The sequence below is a fragment of the Paracidovorax wautersii genome, assembly GCF_900113035.1.
Lineage (GTDB): Bacteria > Pseudomonadota > Gammaproteobacteria > Burkholderiales > Burkholderiaceae_C > Paracidovorax > Paracidovorax wautersii.
Map to the genome: position 1 here is coordinate 205,803 of NZ_FONX01000006.1, position 15,452 is coordinate 221,254.

Below are 15,452 nucleotides of genomic sequence, written 5' to 3' on the forward strand. Positions count from 1 at the left end.
GCACGAGGCGTGCCAATCATTCTTGAGCTACGTCGAGCCAGTGTGATGTGGTTGGTGGGGAGGTGTGCGATTGCCCCTGCGGTTCAGTGGTGGCAGCGGCTGATCCAGGAAGTGCTGGGTCAGCCCGCGCGAGCTGGCGTGGTAGGCCCACCGATGGAACTGCTCGAGCAGCAGCATCTCGCGCCTGCGGAGTTCCGCGTTCTCCTGTTGCAGGCGATGAACCCGATCCATCGCGGCCTGCAAGGCAGCGGATACAGGCCGGCCCGGCTTGACTCTCACCGACGCTGGAGTCGCGTTGCGGCAGACGTCGTACGCGATGCGGATCGGAGCGTGCTTGAACAGGGCCTGCCGTGTGTAGGCGCAGCCAAACCGTTTTTCGGCGGCCTGGATGAGCGCCGGCCACGTCAGCCGGCCCTCCCAGGCGCGGACCATCGTCAGGATGGCCTCTACCCGCTCTGGCGTGAGGTTAGGGGAACGTCGTGTCATGAATGGGATTTCCTGGATGAGGGGGTGGAAGTTGCGCCGGTCGGCGCTGCGAGCCGCAGAGCGTCGACGCCGGCCAGCCGATCACGGGCGGCGCTCTCGGAGAGGGAATCGGCTCCGCCGGTGCTGAGCTGGATCACAGCGCCGTCCTCGATCGCCGGGTCCCGCAAGATGGTCAGCAACTGGTCCAGCCGCTCCACGGTGGCTAGGTGGGTGGCAACCCAGTCCGCCGCGCCGTACACCCCCTCGGCAGCGGCGGCCTGCGCGGTCCTGAGTTGCGCCGACGCCTGCTCCAACGCGGCGGCCACGCGTTCGGTCTTGCCATCGATCCCCTTGATGCAGACGTGCTCCCGGCAGTCCAGGCAGTTGCGGAACATCTCGCACGGAGCCGAGGCGAAGTCATGGATGCAGAAGCCGTACAACGTTGTATGCGCTGTCGGCACGGCCATCGCCGCGTATTCGTCGCGCGACACCGGTAGATGCTTCGGAATCTCCGCCAGCGGGCCGATGACTTTCGCGTGATCGCCCACCACAGAACGGATGTGTGCCACGATCTCCTGGCTGGAGACGTGGTCGTAGGCCGCGTTCTGACGGATGTCCCTGCGGCCGCTCCACTTGGCGATGTCCACCTGGGACAGATTCGCGCCCTGGGCCAGGGTATTGAGCCAGTGCCGGAACTGGTGGCTCTTGATGGACAGCGTGCGATTCGGGTCGAGCCCGACGCGCTGGAACACGGTGACACTGCCGGCCTTGGCGTTCTGGCCGAGCCCATTGCCCACATGGTGGTACTTCAGCGGCTCCAGCATGCACGAGCTGCCGACACCGGTTCGGAACAACCTCGCGGGGATGACCAGCAGCGCCTCACCGTACTTCAGTCCGGTCCTGGCGTCTGCATAGGGAAAGTGCGGCGGCAACTGGTGGACGACGTGGCGCTCGAAGTCAGCGAATCGAACCACCATCGCTGGGATGTGGCCCGCCACGCGCACCACCATCGTGACGGGAAGCCCCGCGCTCTGCACCCAGGTGCGCGCGTGGTTCCGCTTGCTCACACCCCCGAGTCCCAGGAGATCGGCGATGTCCTCGAAGTCGATGAACTCCTGCGTGCGCAGGTGCTCCCATTCCGGCGGCAGGTAGATCCGCGTCGGGTTCGCCTCGTACCATCGGGCGAGGTGGCGGGCGTGTTCCGTGAGGCCGCGAATCCTGCGCAACGCCTCGCGCACCACGTCCGCCATCCCGGGCAGGATCAGCTTGACGTGGCCGTCGTAGCCTTTGGAGCCCGCCCAGCGCAGGCCAAGATGTCGTACCTCGCCATCGCCCGGAACGTCCACCTCGCAGTCCGCAGGCAAGGCCAGCACCTCGTTGAAGCGCTCCGGCGCGGCGCACAGGATGGCCGCCACGGACGTGATGAGCACGTCCCTCGGGTCGGATGCCAGATGGAATGCGCGCGCCAGGGCGTCCAGGGCTGCGGGGGCAGGCATCAGCCTGCGCTTGCGGGCCTCGAAGGCTTCGCCGATGCGACCGTAGGTACTGCCCCGGCGCATCGCGTAGCGCCAGGTGCCGGTCGTGTGGGCGCACAGCATCCGGTCTTCCAGAAACCGGGCGATCTGCCCGAGGCGGAAGCCGATCCCGTCGAGGGATGCATCGCCGCGGCCGTCGTCCATGGCAGTCACGGCGGCGTCGAAGGTGGTCCGGTCGATCTCTGCTGCGGAGGCGAGCCGCTGCTTCCTCATGGCAATGCCGAGTACGTGGAACGCCTGCACCGCCCGCAGCGCCGCGCTTGCCGAGCGCTGGGCCAGCTCGCTTCGCACGTAGGCCTTGGCCAGCGCGCGAACCTTGGGCGACAGTGTTTGCCCGCCGGCGCCGGGCACCTTGATGAAGAAGAAGCGCACGCGGGCCTGCTTGGCCCGCCGGTCCCCCTGGGCCAGGTAGTGCTCGGTCACGTCCCAGCAATCCGAATCGAACTCCAGGTCCTTCCCGAAGGCCGTGAGTTCGTTCCGAGCGTTGGCGATGAAGGCGTCCAGCTTGGCCTGCGCATCGCGCAATGCCCTGGGTTTCAGTCGGGTCACGGTGGTCATGCGGCCTCCCGTTCATGCTGAGAGTCCCGGCAACGCTGGACCACCTCGGCCACCGCAAGGATCGTCAGGTCGTTCACGGAGGCGACGCGAAGGTCGGTCGATGTCGCCAGCGCCGACCGCTCGCTGAGCAGGCCATCGAGCAGCGCCTCATGAGGGGCGTCGATCCAGGGGTGGAAGTACGAGCAGGTGTAGCAGGCCAGTGGCGCAGCGAGACGGCAGAAGTCGTGCTTGCCGCACCGGCCGATCGCGTCGAACGCTTCGGCCGACACGTGGTGAACGAGCCGTCCCTCGCTACTGTCGTCGCGCACTGCCAGGGTGCCGGCGAAGGCCTGGGCAAGCGGAGCGATCTGCAACGCAAGTGCCTTGTCGATGCGCTCGATCATGGCCGACCGCGTTTCGACATAGACCAGGCTGGAATCGAACCAACTGTGATCCAGCAGGTCCGCGATGACGGGCGCCGAGCATCCTTCGGCCGCCGCCCGGGTGCCGAGCGTGCGTCTCAGGCGGATGGGCGACATCACCAGAGGTTTCCCCGTGCGATGGGAGACCACTTCCAGTTTCTGGAACAGCCGACAGAGCTTGTCGCTGACGCCCCGGCCGGTGAAGTGGCCGAGCAGCCCGATCTCGGCCATATGCGGGGTTCTGGTGAACTGCGCCGAGGGGAAGATGGGCGCCTCGCCCACAGGCAGCCCGTGTCGCTGTGCCCAGTCCGCCGCTGCCTTGCATTGCGCCTGCACCAGGGCGCCGAGGCCGCTGGACAGCTCGCGCGGCCTGAACAGCGTTCGGGGACGGATGCCCTTGCCTTGCTTGAGGCGGGTGACCTGCAGGATGAAGATGCTGCTGCCGTCCTGCCGCTGTGTCGCGCTGAAATCCTTGCACTTCATCGCTGCGAGTTGCAACGGCCGGGTGCCCAGGGTCACGGCCAAGGTCAGGAGGGTGTAGTCGGCCAGGCCAAGGTGGCCGGCAGCGAACTCGCGCCGCATGGCCGTGGTGACACCCTCGTACTCGATGTCGGTCAGCGGGCCGGCGTCCACGTCCATCATGCGCACGGCATTGCCGACCTCATGCGTCTGCGTGACCAGCCGGGGCAAGGCACGATGGAGGTCGACGTCCAGCCCCGGGGTTCCCAGTTCCACCCACAGCAGCAGGTGTTCCTTGAGCCGGCGCAGCCGGTAGCGCTGTCGTACTTCGAGGGATTCACCGTACCGAACCACGTCGTTCAAGGCGATGGCGTCGAGGGGGTGTGGCGGCGCTGCGTGGCGAAGCAGCCTCCGGTATGCCGACAGCGCCTGGGCGGCACGCGATGGTGAGATCGAGACCAGCAAGGCGGCGCACACGTCCTTGATGCACTGCCGCAGCCGGGTTGACGCCCCGGGCAGGTTGTCGAAGTTGAAGGAAGCGATTCCTCCGGCCGTCGGAATCTTCCAGATGTCGTCGGCGGGATCGAACAGGTAGCCGTCGAGCGTCCGCGACATCGTGCGGTTGCAGGACCTGGTCGAGGTGCGGATGGGTTGTTCAGGCATCGCGAGACACCTCCTCGCCCAATACCTTGCGCTGGATCTCCACCGAGGCCTGCACTGCCAGGCGGCGGGTGCGGCGGTGCAGGTAGGTTTCTGCGCTGCGCGAGGATTCGGACCATCCCATGGCGTGGTTGCGTGCCCGGCGCTCGTCGCCCGGCGTCATCCCGGCGCGGTCGGCGATCTCAGAGAAATCCTCGTTCCAGGTGTGCCGCAGTACATGGGAGGAGAACGCATCACCAAGCTGGGGATGGTGCCGTCGCAACCCCTGGAAGATCTTTGTCACGGCAGACAGCGACAACGGATCGCCTGTGGCGGTGACGAACAGGAAGTCGTGCCGGAGCGCGCCAGCGATCCTGGCGCGGTGCTGCACGATGTGCTGGTGCGTCAGGTAAGCCAGTTCCTCGCTGATGCCGATGCTGCGCTCGCGCGTCTTGGTGTTCGGCTGGGCCATCCGGGGATCGGTCTTGTCATCGGGCCGACGCACGACGTCGGCCAGGTTGCGGCGAAAGTCGATGCTGCGTATCCGCAGGCCCAGCAGTTCCCCACGCCGCAGGCCGGTGCCAAGACCCCAGAGAGCCAGCAGCCGGTTGCGGTCGCGCAGGAACGCGGTCGACCAAGGGTTCTCCGCCGATGCGGGGTCGATGGCATGGAGCAGAAGTGCTCTGGCCTGCGCGTCCAGGCCGACCCGATGCCTGCTGGAGCGCGCCGAAGGTGCGCGGGCGGTCAGCCGCGCAAGGAACTCGCGCAGCATCACCATGTAGTTCGCCCGCTGTTCGAGGGTGGCGCACGTTTGTGAGGCAGCGGCCTGACCCAGCCACGACAGATAGGCGCGGCAGTATTGCAGCCGGATGGCGGCCGTGCTGACGGCGACCGTGGCTGGCGTTGCTCGCGCCAGAGGGGCCTCTTCTTTGCGATCGGTTCCGCCACTGCGAAGTGGCAGATACGCCAGCGCGGCGAGGTCATCCAACTCGTGCAAGTCGAGGAACCGAGCGTTGGCGAAACGATTCTGCAGGTCAATGCCGCGGAGGTCTTCAAACGCGAGGAGGAACTGGACCCCTCGCAGGGCCTGTTCGATGGTCGCGGGAGAGCCACTGCGCGGGCGAACCTCCGTCATGGCATAGACGCAGGCGGCGAACACCGGCATGCCGGTGTTCGCCGACACCAGCGCGGGCATGCGCTCGCCGGTGCTGAACAGGATGGTGCGGATGCGATGGTGGGATTGGAGTTGTCTTGAAGGGGATGCTCGGAATCTGGGAATCAAGGTGATCGCTTTCGGAGTTAACAGATGGGTCAAAGTACCCCATAACGCCAGGCAACCATGTCCTGCTCTGTGAGTGTCAACAGCCCCGCGCCCCTCTTGGATCAAGGGGGTTCAGGGAGGTTGTTCACACAAAGCAGATTCGGTCGCCCTAATACCTCGGAGATGAAGACGCAGATCATCGCCAGGGCAATCCGCGCACGGCACCCTGTCGGCCCCGTAGTCTCCGCGCTCGGGCTGCGCTGGGAGGAGAGCGCCGCGCGGTCGCGCCAGCCGGTCGCCAAGCGCGATGCGGCGCTGACCCGCGCGCGCGGCCTGGGCCTGACCTGGAACGCCATCATCCATTGGCCGCGCCGCGACGTGCTCGACTACATCAGCCTGCACGGCGGCGTGCTGCACGAGGCCTACCGCATCTACGGCAGCAGCCGCGTGTCCTGCGCCTTCTGCGTGCTGGCCTCGCGCAGCGACCTGGGCGCCGCATCGCGCTGCGGGGACAACGCCGCCGTCTACCGGGAACTGGTGGCGCTGGAGGCGCGCAGCACGTTCTCGTTCCAGCCGGGCGGCTGGCTGGGCGACGTGGCCCCCGACCTGCTCGACGCGCCGCTGTGGGCCGGGGTCGCCGAGGCCAAGGAGCGGGCCGCGGCGCGGCAGGCCGCGGAAGCCGAGATTCCCCCGCACCTGCTCTATGAAGCGGGCTGGCCGGTGTGCATGCCGACGCCCGCCGAGGCCCGCCACCTCGCCTCGGTGCGCCGACGTGTGGCGCGGGCGGTCGGTATCGCGGTGGATTGTCTCGACGGCGCGGCCGTCAGCGCTCGCTATGCCGAACTGATGCGCCAGCGCGCGCAGCGGGGCGCGCGGGCTTCTCAGTTCACGTGCTGATGCACGAGCCGCAGGAACTCGGGACGCAGCATGCGCCCGGGGTCGACCTTGAGCGCGTCGCACAGGCCGCTCGGCCAGATTAGTTCGGCCCGCTCGCCGTCCAGGGCCAGGACCGCACGGTCGAATGCCTTCCTTGACGGCGTTCCCGTGCCGATGGCCTGCAGCTCCGTGACGGTTCTCTCCTCGATCCAGAGCCAGTGGCTGCGCGTGCCGACCGGCAGGTCCGCGCGCGTCAGCTCGATCTCGGCCAGGCTGCCATGGGGGGCATCTAGCAGCAACAGAACGGAGAAGGAGACGGGAGCAGACACGGAAAGCAAGACGGACAAAGCGCGTATTGTCCCCGACCCGGGTTCGTGGCGGCAGCATGTGGACGGGCCGGCAGGTGCGCCGGGCACGCAAGTGCCAGTGGTGTGCGGGGCCGGGCGAGGCTCCCACCCATGGACTACGTCACGGGCCTCGTTGCGGTGCGATCCGCCTGCAGCGGCATCGCCTCCGACGCGGCAGCGCTCGGATGAGACCTCGAATTTCCGCGTGGTTGCGGAAGGACTGCCGGGTGCCCCGGCAATGGATGGAGCGGGAGACAGGCTGCTGGCGATGCGAACAGGCGCCGGCTCCCTGCCCGATGTCGCCGCGAGGGTTCGCGCGATTGCGCAACCGCGGCGACCCGGTTGCGCAGCCGCGCGGACCCGCAACCGGTTCCGGATCCGGACGCGCGCCCGGACCCGGACGGGGTCAGAGGGCGGCGTCCTTGAGCTTCTTGAGCGCGCGGGCCTTGATCTTCACCGATGCCGGCTTGGGCGGGAACCAGCGCTCCTCGCCGGTGAACGGATCCTTGCCGAAGCGCTTCTTCTTGGCCGGCACCTTCACCACGTCCAGCTTGAGCAGGCCGGGCAGCGTGAAGGTGCCCACGCCCTTCTTGTCGACCGAGCCGAGGACGGCCGTTTCGAGCGCGGCCAGGACCGCCTTGACCGACTTGGCGTCCACGTCGGCCTGCGCGGCGATGTGATTGACCAGCGCGGTCTTGTTGAGCGCGTCCTTGATGGGCTTGATGGGCGCGGCGGCCTTCGCCGCAGGCGCATCGGCCCGGGCGGTCTTCTTTGCGGGAGCAAAGGCCCTCGCGGTCTTCTTCGCAGGCGCAGCGGCCTTGGCGGTTGTCTTCGCAGTTGCCATGGAATGTTTCCCTTCTTTTGCGTTTGCGGCTGGGGGCGCATGCCCCCGCGTGCATCGAAGCTGCACAGCGGGAATTCTAGAGGGGGCTCGTCGGGCGCTCCCGTTGCCGCGCCAGCCGGTCCCGCGCGCCGCTGCGGGGGGGCAGCCGCGCGTGCCCTTGATGAAGCGCCGGCGGGTGAGAACCTGGACTCACGGACGAGGCATCCCGCCGCGTCCGGCGTCCATCCATCAGGAGCACCCATGAAGATTTCCAAAGCGGAAGTCGAGGCCATCATCGAGGCCTCGCCGCGCACCTACATCCCCTTCAACCAGCTGGTCCTTTCCGTCGACTACCAGGCACGCACGCCCAGCCCTGCGCCGGGCGGCAAGCCGCAGATGAGCCTCACCGAGCTGGCCGCCTCCATCAAGGAATGCGGCGTGCTGCAGAACCTCATCGCGGTCAAGGGCCCGCGCAACCTGCACGAGGTCTGCGCGGGCGGCCGCCGCCTGCAGGCCATCGGGCTGCTGGTGGCCGCAGGCGACCTGCCGGAGAACTACCCCGTGCCCGTGCTGGTCGTGCCCGCCGACCGGGGGCTGCTGTCCAGCCTCACGGAGAACACGTACCACGTGCCGATGCACCCGGCCGACGAGTTCCTCGCCTTCGCCAAGCTCATCGGCATGGGCAGGTCCGTCGAGGACGTGGCGGCGGCGTTCGGCGTCACGCCGCTGGTGGTCAAGCGCCGCATGAAGCTCGCCTCGGTGTCCCCCAAGCTCATGGCGCAGTACCGCGAGAAGAAGATCGACCTCGAATGCCTCATGGTGCTGGCCTCGGTGGACGACCACGAACGCCAGGAACAGGCCTGGGCCGGGCTCGATGCGTGGAACCGCCACCCCGACCACCTGCGCCGCATCCTCACGCAGGGAGAAATCGAGTCCGACCGCAACCCCGTGGCACGCTACGTCACGGTCAAGGCCTACGAGAAGGCGGGCGGTCCCACGCGGCGCGACCTGTTCAGCGAAGACGAGAAGAAGGTCTACCTGCTCGACCCGGTGCTGCTCGACCAGTTGGCCGTGGCCAAGCTGCAGCGCAAGGCCAAGCAGGTCGGCGCCGAGGGCTGGAAGTGGGTGGACGTCCGCGCCCGCTACGTCAGCGACGAATACGCCAAGCATGGCGAGTTGCGCAAGGCCGCGCGCGAGCCCAGCGCCGAGCAAGCCGCCGAACTGGACAACCTGGAGGCGCAGGTCGCCGAGCGCACCCAGCGCATGGACGACATCTGCGACCAGGAGGAAGACGACAGCGCCGCCGAGGAAGAGTACCGCCGCCTGGAAGCCGAGTGCGACGACCTGAACGCCAAGATGGAGGCGATCACCGAGGCGCTGTCGGTCTGGCCGCCCGAACTCATGTCGCAGGCGGGCTGCGTGGTCTACGTGGGCACCGATGCCGCGCCCGCCGTGCGCTACGGCCTGATCCGCCCGGACGACCGCGCCGACATGGCGCAACTGGCCCAGGCCACGCGCAACGGCAGCGCGCTGGCCGGCGAGGGCGATCCCGCGCTGGTGTCCCTGCCCGCCGCGAAGACCCGGCCCGTCCATTCCGACCGCCTGACGCGCAACCTCACCGCGCACCGTGTCGCGGCGATCCAGGCGGAACTGCTGGGCCGTCCCGACGTGGCGGTCGCGGTGGCCACTGCGCAGATGGCGACCAAGCTGCTGATCGACGGCTACCAGCACCTGTACAGCAGCGGCGATCCCCTCACGCTGGGCGTCTCCGACACCCACGCGATCCTGCACCAGGACGCCGACGACATCAAGGCATGCGCGGCGTGGCAGGCGCTGGAGGCCGAGCGCAAGCACTGGCAGGCGCTGCTGCCGCAGAAGGTGGATGCCGTGCTGCCCTGGATGCTCACCCTGGATGCGGCGGCCATCTCGCGCCTGTTCACCTTCCTGGTCGCGCTCACCGTCAGCGGCGTCTATCCCTCCGAGCCGAAAAAGCAGCGCACCGATGGCCTTGCCCTGGCGCTGGGCCTGGACATGAGCAAGTGGTGGAAGGCCACGGCGGGGTCCTACTTCAACCACGTGTCCAAGGCCCGCATCGCCGAAGTCGTGACCGAGGCGGTCAGCGCCCAGGCCGCCGCCCCGCTGCAGGCGCTCAAGAAGGACGCAGCGGCCAGCGGTGCCGAGCAGGCGGTCGCCGCGACCGGATGGCTTCCCGCCATGCTGCGCCTGCCGTCCCCGGACGATGCGGCGCAGCCGGATGCGGCACCCGCCGACGAGGACGAAGGCGAGAGCGACGACGTGCCGGGGCCGCAGGCCGGCGCAGCAGACGACGCCCCGGGCGCGGCCGGGACCGGCGAGGGCGATGCAGACGCCGACGCCGCTGATCCGCAGCCCAAAGAGGCCGTGGCCGAGGGTGCCTGATCCCCGGGCCAGCCCCCCCAGCCCGCGCAGGGCCGAGAGGGCGGCCTACTCAAGCACAACCGCCCCGTCCGGGGCACATCGACGACAGGAGTACAAGGCATGAACATGAAGGACTGGCGGGTTCTCGTGGTCCGCGACGGCGTTGCCGTGGACATCGGTAAGGTCAGCGAGACGGACGAACCCCTTGCCCGCTGCGCTGCCCTCTGGCGGTACGGGGTCAGCGAAGAGGAAATCACCGTGGGCGAGGCGCGGCGGCGCGGCGCCCGGATCTATCCCGACGAGGACTTCGAGGTGTTGCCGATGCCATGAGCCTCGCGAAGCCCATGTAGCTTGCGCCCCCGGTTGGTCCATTGCGGACGCCGGGGGCGTTTTTGTTGCCGGGGCAGTCTGGCCGTTGCTGCGGCGAAGCACAGGCGCTGCAGCAGCATGGACCGCCGAATACCCCTCGGGCTTCCCCTTCATGGCTGCCTGACGGCAGAGGGATTCGCAGCGCCTTCGTCGCCGGCCGTGCCCTGGCCGCGGGACGGGCCGTCCACCGTGGCCCGTGCCGTAGGACGCAGCGCGCGGACCGATCCGATGTACGCCCCGGCCGCGCGATTGCGGGCATGGCCCGCCATCTCGGCGATATCCTGCTGCGCGGCCTCCCGCACATCCTTCGGCGGGAGCGTGCCTCCCCGCACCGGGGGCTGGGTGCCGGTGCCATTCACCCAGACCTCCACGAAGACCTCGTGCCGAAGCCCGTGGCCGGTCGCGCCGCGTTCCTTGAGGGACAGGCCAAAGCGCCGCATCACGTAGCTGAAGTGGTTGAGGTTCTGTTTGAGGTCGCGCGACGGGTTGCTCAAGTGGGCGTCGGCAGCACCGGCCACGGACTTCGCATACGCGAGGGCCTGCCGCTGCTGCGCCGTGGCGATGGCCACGAAACGGGGTCGGCCCCCCTTGCTGCCCTGGCACACCCAGAGGTAGCTCTCGGCCTTCTGGCGCTCCGGCGGCAGCCTGGTGGCCGAGAAGGGCACCACGCAGGCATGGGGCCGCATCATGACGGCTTCCTTGCGGCGCAGCCCGAAGGCACGAATCAGCCGCAGGGCCGCTCCCACGTGGCGGTCGTAGGCGCACACCTGCGCGATCAGGGCTTCGATGTCGATCCCGGCACCGCTCCAAGTCCTGTCGCGCTGCGCGACTTCGTGCCGCTGGTATTCCGTGACGTCCAGGCCATAGGCGTCCGGCTTGCGCACGAGCCCTGGCTTCCCGATCCATTGCGCCAGCCCCCGCAGGAAGCTGAGGTAGGTCTGGATGGTCGCGGCCGCGAGCCTATCCTGGCGCCACAGGCTCACCATCGCCTGGATGTGGCGCCCCCCGATGTTGCGCGGGTCGGGCATCGTGGGGAACCCCGCCTTGGCCTGGAGGTCGCGCAGGAAGCGCCGCAGGAACACCGCCCGGTCGTGGCGCGTCTTGTGCGACACGCTCTTGAGCATGGCCGTGTGCTGTTCGTTGAACAGCTTCAGCAGGATCTCCAGTACTTCCTCGGGCGGCGTCGATCCCGGCGGATGGCGGGCCAGCACGTCGGCGGCGCTCAGGCCCGACCAGTCCCGGTGGCGCCGCCCGGGGTGGCGGCGGGATGTGTTCTTCGGCCGCGCGGGCCGCCTGCGGTTCCGGGTGGGCGAAGGGGCATGGGCATTCATCGGTCTCTCTCCTGTCGTGCGGCCCGCGTCCCGAGCGCGTGCCATCGGGTGTGAAAGGAAATCCGGGGGGTGTTGCGTGCCGTCGCTGGGGAATTCCGGTGCCAGCGGCGGACGGTGGCCGATGCGTCGAGCGCCGTGCGCGGCCACGCCGCACGGCACCTACCCAGGGTTTCGCTGCACGGCTGCCAGGGGCAGCGCGGCGGCGCGGTCGTTCTTAAAAATGAACACGGGTTGATCCGGTCCTGCGCGCGCGTTTCCGCGGCAAACACAGGGTGGGGTGCGCCAATGACCTTGGAGGTTCACGGCCTTGGAGGTCCGTGAGCGCCGCGCACCGGTCTGGCCGGTGCACGTCTGCGGGATCAGTGCTGGATTCGTAGCGCCACCCATCTGCTGGGTCGCTCTCCTGACCGTGGCCGGAGAGCGTCAGATGTCCGAGCGGGGACACACGTGGAGCCCATCAGGGCAAGCACGACCGTGTGCCGCGCGATGCGCGTGCTCGGAAGGTGGCGGGAACAGTGCCTGGGCATCGGGTGCCCGGCGAACGGTTTGACCTGCACCGCGACGCGTCCTTGGAGGACGCCCAGCCGCAAGGGCTGGCAGGTCGCGGGCTTTCACTACGAATGGATTCCTCGGAGTGCTGCTCTGTGGCAGGACTCGGTCCGGGCTCGGGGCCGGGACATGAGGGGCGGGTAACGACCGCTACGCCTTTTTGCGCTCCACCGATGGGAGCGAGGGCAAGGAGCCTTCGGGAGCCCTCAGTGGACACCGGCGCTGCGGCGTCGTCAAGGCCATGCGCGGGGCTTCGGGGTGGCGATCACAGCTTCCTGCGAGGCCGCTCTATGTCTGGATTCCCCCTGGGGGGCGCTCGCGCGAGAGGGGGTTGACAAAGAGGGGGTATGACTCTGGTTGTGAATCCGACCTGGAAGGCGGCGCCGGCGATACGGCGTGAGACGCGATGAGGCGAAGGCCGCAGTTGAAGGATGCTCGAACAACGGCGCGGAGCGAGCGCTTCGAAGTGCGGGCGCCTGAACTGTCCTTGAAGCAGCGGCGAAGGGCGGTCTGACCGCATGGCGAGCGGAAGTTTTGTCCAGACGGCTCTCGGCACGCCCCTTTGCAGCTCCTCGCCCAGCCACAGCCCCACCCTGGACGGCTACGGAAGACGCTTGACCCTCTCACAGTGTCAAGGTCGATAGTCTCCCCATCAACCTCGACGTGAACTCCTGATGGGTCGTCTCAAAGTCCTCGACATGAGCCACAGGCACTGCGGCAGTACGATCGCAAGGTCCTTAGCCGGCAGGGAAAGACCTGCCGCGATCGAAGGCCGACATCCCTGGGAAACAGGTGTCGATCCCGGTAGCCGTGGCTGGGATGGTGGCGATCGCACAGAGGGTCTGCATCCAGGGTTGTCCGCAGGTGCGGTCCGCGGTCGGAACGGCAGGGCCAAGAGCGCCGCTGCCGCTGCGGCTTATCTCCGAGAGTTTTGTGCCGGGCGCATGGGTGAATTTTGGCCTGCACCTGGTGGGAGCGACATACAAGCCATGGACAAGAACGCGACCTCCTCCTCCGCCAAACATGTTCACAGCCATCACGAGCACGAGGGGCCATCTCGCGCCGCCGAGCCAATGGCTCCGGCGCCGCGCGCGGGCTACGCCTGCCCGATGCATCCGGAGGTGAGACAGGCGGAGCCCGGGAAGTGTCCGAAGTGCGGAATGTTCCTGGAGCCGGTCGGCCTCCCGCCCGGCCACGGCGGACCCGGACCTGCGCAGCACGGGCATGACCATCATCGGCATCACGCGGCGGCACCGCTGGCTGCACCTGCAGCGGCGGGCAAAGGTGACAAGGATGCGGAATACACGTGCCCGATGCACCCGCAGATCCGCCAGAGGGGACCAGGGAACTGCCCGATCTGCGGAATGGCGCTGGAGCCGGTGATCGCGACGGGCACCACGGGCGAAAGCGCCGAACTGCGCGACATGACGCGCCGGTTCTGGATCGGGCTGGCGCTGGCGCTGCCCGTGTTCGTCCTGGAAATGGGCGGTCACCTCGTGGGCTGGCATCTCCTTCCGGCGCAAACCTCGAACTGGTTGCAGTTGCTCCTTGCCACGCCGGTGGTCCTCTGGGCAGGCTGGCCGTTTTTTGCGCGCGGCTGGGCGTCGATCCGGAACCGCAGCCTCAACATGTTCACGCTCGTCGCGCTGGGAACGGGTGCCGCCTGGCTCTACAGCATCGTCGGCACGCTTGCGCCCGACCTGTTTCCCGCCGAACTGCGGGGCCATGAAGGCGCGGTGCCAATCTACTTCGAGGCAGCGGCTGTCATCACGGTGCTGGTGCTGCTCGGTCAGGTCCTGGAACTGCGCGCGCGCGAGAAGACGTCGGGCGCCATCAAGGCCTTGCTCGACCTGGCGCCGAAGACGGCCCTGCGCGTGCGGGCGGATGGCAGCGACGAGACGGTCCAGATCGACACCATCCAGGTCGGCGAGCGCCTGCGGGTGCGGCCGGGCGAGAAGGTGCCCGTGGACGGGGAACTGATCGAGGGCAAGGGAACGGTCGATGAGTCCATGGTCACGGGTGAACCCATGCCGGTGCCCAAGGCTGCCGGTTCCAAGGTCACCGCCGGCACCCTTAACCAGACGGGCGGCTTCGTGATGCGGGCGGACAAGGTCGGTGCCGACACACTGCTCTCCCAGATCGTCCACATGGTGGCGGCCGCACAGCGCAGCCGCGCGCCGATCCAGCGCATGGCCGACGAAGTGGCGGCCTGGTTCGTGCCGATCGTCATCGCCGTGGCCTTGCTGACCTTCGTCGTCTGGCTGGTGTGGGGGCCCGACCCCTCGCTCTCCTACGCGCTCATCACTTCGGTTGCCGTACTCATCATCGCCTGCCCCTGCGCCCTGGGGCTGGCCACGCCCATGTCCATCATGGTGGGCGTCGGCCGAGGGGCCCAACAGGGCGTGCTGATCCGTGATGCCCAGGTCCTCGAACGAATGGAGAAGGTCGACACCCTGGTCGTGGACAAGACCGGGACCTTGACCGAGGGGCGGCCGAAGGTCGTGCACATCGAGGCGGCCGAAGGCTTTGGACGCGACGACCTGCTCCAGAAGCTGGCCAGCGTGGAGCGGGCGAGCGAGCATCCGCTGGCGATGGCAGTCGTCCAGGCTGCCCAGGCACGAAAGCTCCCGTTTTCCGAAGTGAGCAACTTCGACTCGCCCGTGGGCAAGGGCGTCGTCGGACGGGTCGACGGTGTGGACCTGATCAGCGGGGCAGCCAAGTTCCTGAAGGAGCGCGGCATCGACGTTTCGCCCTTGGAGGCGGCGGCGGAGAAGCAGCGTGCCAGGTCGGCGACGGTCATCTTTGTTGCGCTGGGCGGCAGCCTGGCGGGCTTCGTGGCGATCGCGGACCCCATCAAGGAGACCACGCCGGAGGCCCTGCGAGGACTGCGCGAAGCCGGCGTGCGCATCGTCATGCTCACGGGCGACGGCAGGACCACGGCGGACGCCGTTGCCAGAGAGCTTGACATTGACGAAGTGGTCGCGGAGGTGTTCCCCGAGGACAAGGCAAAGATCGTACAGCGCCTTCGGGGCGAGGGCCGCGTGGTGGCCATGGCCGGTGACGGTGTCAACGACGCGCCGGCGCTTGCCGCGGCCGAGGTCGGCATCGCGATGGGCACCGGGACGGATGTGGCGATGGAAAGCGCCGGGGTAACCCTCCTCAAGGGCGACCTGACGGGAATCGTCCGTGCGCGGAAGCTGTCGCACGCCACCATGCGGAACATCCGGCAGAACCTTTTCTTCACCTTCGTCTACAACGTGGCGGGCATTCCGCTCGCCGCGGGCGCGCTCTATCCCTTCCTTGGGATGCTCCTCTCGCCCGTGGTGGCCGCCGCCGCCATGGCGCTGTCGTCCGTCAGTGTCATTGTCAATGCGCTACGGCTGCGGACTGCAAAGGTGGATTGAGATCAGCCAGCGACGAATGCAAGCTGCAGGCATTGAGC

General features: G+C 68.2%; 11 protein-coding genes. 4 read left to right on the forward strand and 7 right to left on the reverse strand.

The annotated features are described in order from the left end of the window. Window positions 1-27 precede the first annotated feature (27 nt). From BM070_RS11590 to BM070_RS11605, 4 genes are read right to left on the reverse strand one after another with little or no spacing between them, the layout of a single operon-like run. Window positions 28-486, reverse strand: coding sequence for a hypothetical protein (locus BM070_RS11590; protein WP_047783154.1), 459 nt, complete (start codon window positions 484-486; stop codon window positions 28-30). Beyond that, entirely contained in the window at window positions 483-2,558 is a 2,076-nt protein-coding gene (locus BM070_RS11595) for a hypothetical protein (protein ID WP_047783153.1), read from the reverse strand. The genes BM070_RS11590 and BM070_RS11595 overlap by 4 nt, the downstream gene beginning before the upstream one ends. Beyond that, window positions 2,555-4,081 (reverse strand): site-specific integrase, encoded by a 1,527-nt coding sequence (locus BM070_RS11600; RefSeq protein ID WP_139222813.1) that lies wholly within the window; start codon window positions 4,079-4,081, stop codon window positions 2,555-2,557. Before BM070_RS11600 ends, BM070_RS11595 begins: the two co-directional genes overlap by 4 nt. Then, entirely contained in the window at window positions 4,074-5,252 is a 1,179-nt protein-coding gene (locus tag BM070_RS11605; protein ID WP_059400425.1) for a tyrosine-type recombinase/integrase, read from the reverse strand. The genes BM070_RS11600 and BM070_RS11605 overlap by 8 nt, the downstream gene beginning before the upstream one ends. A gap of 249 nt (window positions 5,253-5,501) precedes the next feature. Between BM070_RS11605 and BM070_RS11610 the strand changes: the two genes are divergently transcribed. Then, window positions 5,502-6,215: a phosphoadenosine phosphosulfate reductase family protein gene (locus BM070_RS11610; protein ID WP_242455315.1), complete on the forward strand. Its 714-nt coding sequence runs from the start codon at window positions 5,502-5,504 to the stop codon at window positions 6,213-6,215. On the opposite strand, the gene BM070_RS11615 is transcribed toward BM070_RS11610, so the two are convergent. Beyond that, the gene (locus BM070_RS11615) at window positions 6,200-6,523 is read right to left on the reverse strand and encodes a hypothetical protein (protein ID WP_059400453.1); all 324 of its coding nucleotides are present in this window, start codon (window positions 6,521-6,523) and stop codon (window positions 6,200-6,202) included. The two genes, BM070_RS11610 and BM070_RS11615, sit on opposite strands and share 16 nt — an antisense overlap. Before the next feature lie 424 nt (window positions 6,524-6,947). Continuing rightward, window positions 6,948-7,385, reverse strand: coding sequence for an HU family DNA-binding protein (locus BM070_RS11620; RefSeq protein ID WP_059400426.1), 438 nt, complete (start codon window positions 7,383-7,385; stop codon window positions 6,948-6,950). A 240-nt stretch (window positions 7,386-7,625) separates the two neighbouring features. Between BM070_RS11620 and BM070_RS11625 the strand changes: the two genes are divergently transcribed. Beyond that, window positions 7,626-9,782 (forward strand): ParB/RepB/Spo0J family partition protein, encoded by a 2,157-nt coding sequence (locus BM070_RS11625; RefSeq protein ID WP_059400427.1) that lies wholly within the window; start codon window positions 7,626-7,628, stop codon window positions 9,780-9,782. Window positions 9,783-9,881: 99 nt separating this feature from the next. Next, a complete protein-coding gene (locus BM070_RS11630; protein WP_059400428.1) occupies window positions 9,882-10,091 on the forward strand; it encodes a hypothetical protein in 210 nt (69 codons plus the stop codon). Between the two features lie 149 nt (window positions 10,092-10,240). On the opposite strand, the gene BM070_RS11635 is transcribed toward BM070_RS11630, so the two are convergent. After that, window positions 10,241-11,461 carry an integrase domain-containing protein gene (locus BM070_RS11635; protein ID WP_059400429.1) on the reverse strand — a complete coding sequence of 407 codons (1,221 nt, stop codon included), beginning with the start codon at window positions 11,459-11,461 and terminating at the stop codon, window positions 10,241-10,243. Between the two features lie 1,538 nt (window positions 11,462-12,999). Here BM070_RS11635 and BM070_RS11640 point away from each other — a divergent pair. Next, the gene (locus BM070_RS11640; RefSeq protein WP_092939584.1) at window positions 13,000-15,414 is read left to right on the forward strand and encodes a copper-transporting P-type ATPase; all 2,415 of its coding nucleotides are present in this window, start codon (window positions 13,000-13,002) and stop codon (window positions 15,412-15,414) included. Window positions 15,415-15,452: the final 38 nt, after the last annotated feature.

Excerpts from the sequence above, each read along its gene's own strand:
- BM070_RS11590 (WP_047783154.1), bottom strand. The coding sequence starts at position 486 with ATGACACGACGTTCCCCTAACCTCACGCCAGAGCGGGTAGAGGCCATC.
- BM070_RS11595 (WP_047783153.1), bottom strand. The coding sequence starts at position 2,558 with ATGACCACCGTGACCCGACTGAAACCCAGGGCATTGCGCGATGCGCAG.
- BM070_RS11600 (WP_139222813.1), bottom strand. The coding sequence starts at position 4,081 with ATGCCTGAACAACCCATCCGCACCTCGACCAGGTCCTGCAACCGCACG.
- BM070_RS11605 (WP_059400425.1), bottom strand. The coding sequence starts at position 5,252 with ATGCCCGCGCTGGTGTCGGCGAACACCGGCATGCCGGTGTTCGCCGCC.
- BM070_RS11610 (WP_242455315.1), top strand. The coding sequence starts at position 5,502 with ATGAAGACGCAGATCATCGCCAGGGCAATCCGCGCACGGCACCCTGTC.
- BM070_RS11620 (WP_059400426.1), bottom strand. The coding sequence starts at position 7,385 with ATGGCAACTGCGAAGACAACCGCCAAGGCCGCTGCGCCTGCGAAGAAG.
- BM070_RS11625 (WP_059400427.1), top strand. The coding sequence starts at position 7,626 with ATGAAGATTTCCAAAGCGGAAGTCGAGGCCATCATCGAGGCCTCGCCG.
- BM070_RS11630 (WP_059400428.1), top strand. The coding sequence starts at position 9,882 with ATGAACATGAAGGACTGGCGGGTTCTCGTGGTCCGCGACGGCGTTGCC.
- BM070_RS11635 (WP_059400429.1), bottom strand. The coding sequence starts at position 11,461 with ATGAATGCCCATGCCCCTTCGCCCACCCGGAACCGCAGGCGGCCCGCG.
- BM070_RS11640 (WP_092939584.1), top strand. The coding sequence starts at position 13,000 with ATGGACAAGAACGCGACCTCCTCCTCCGCCAAACATGTTCACAGCCAT.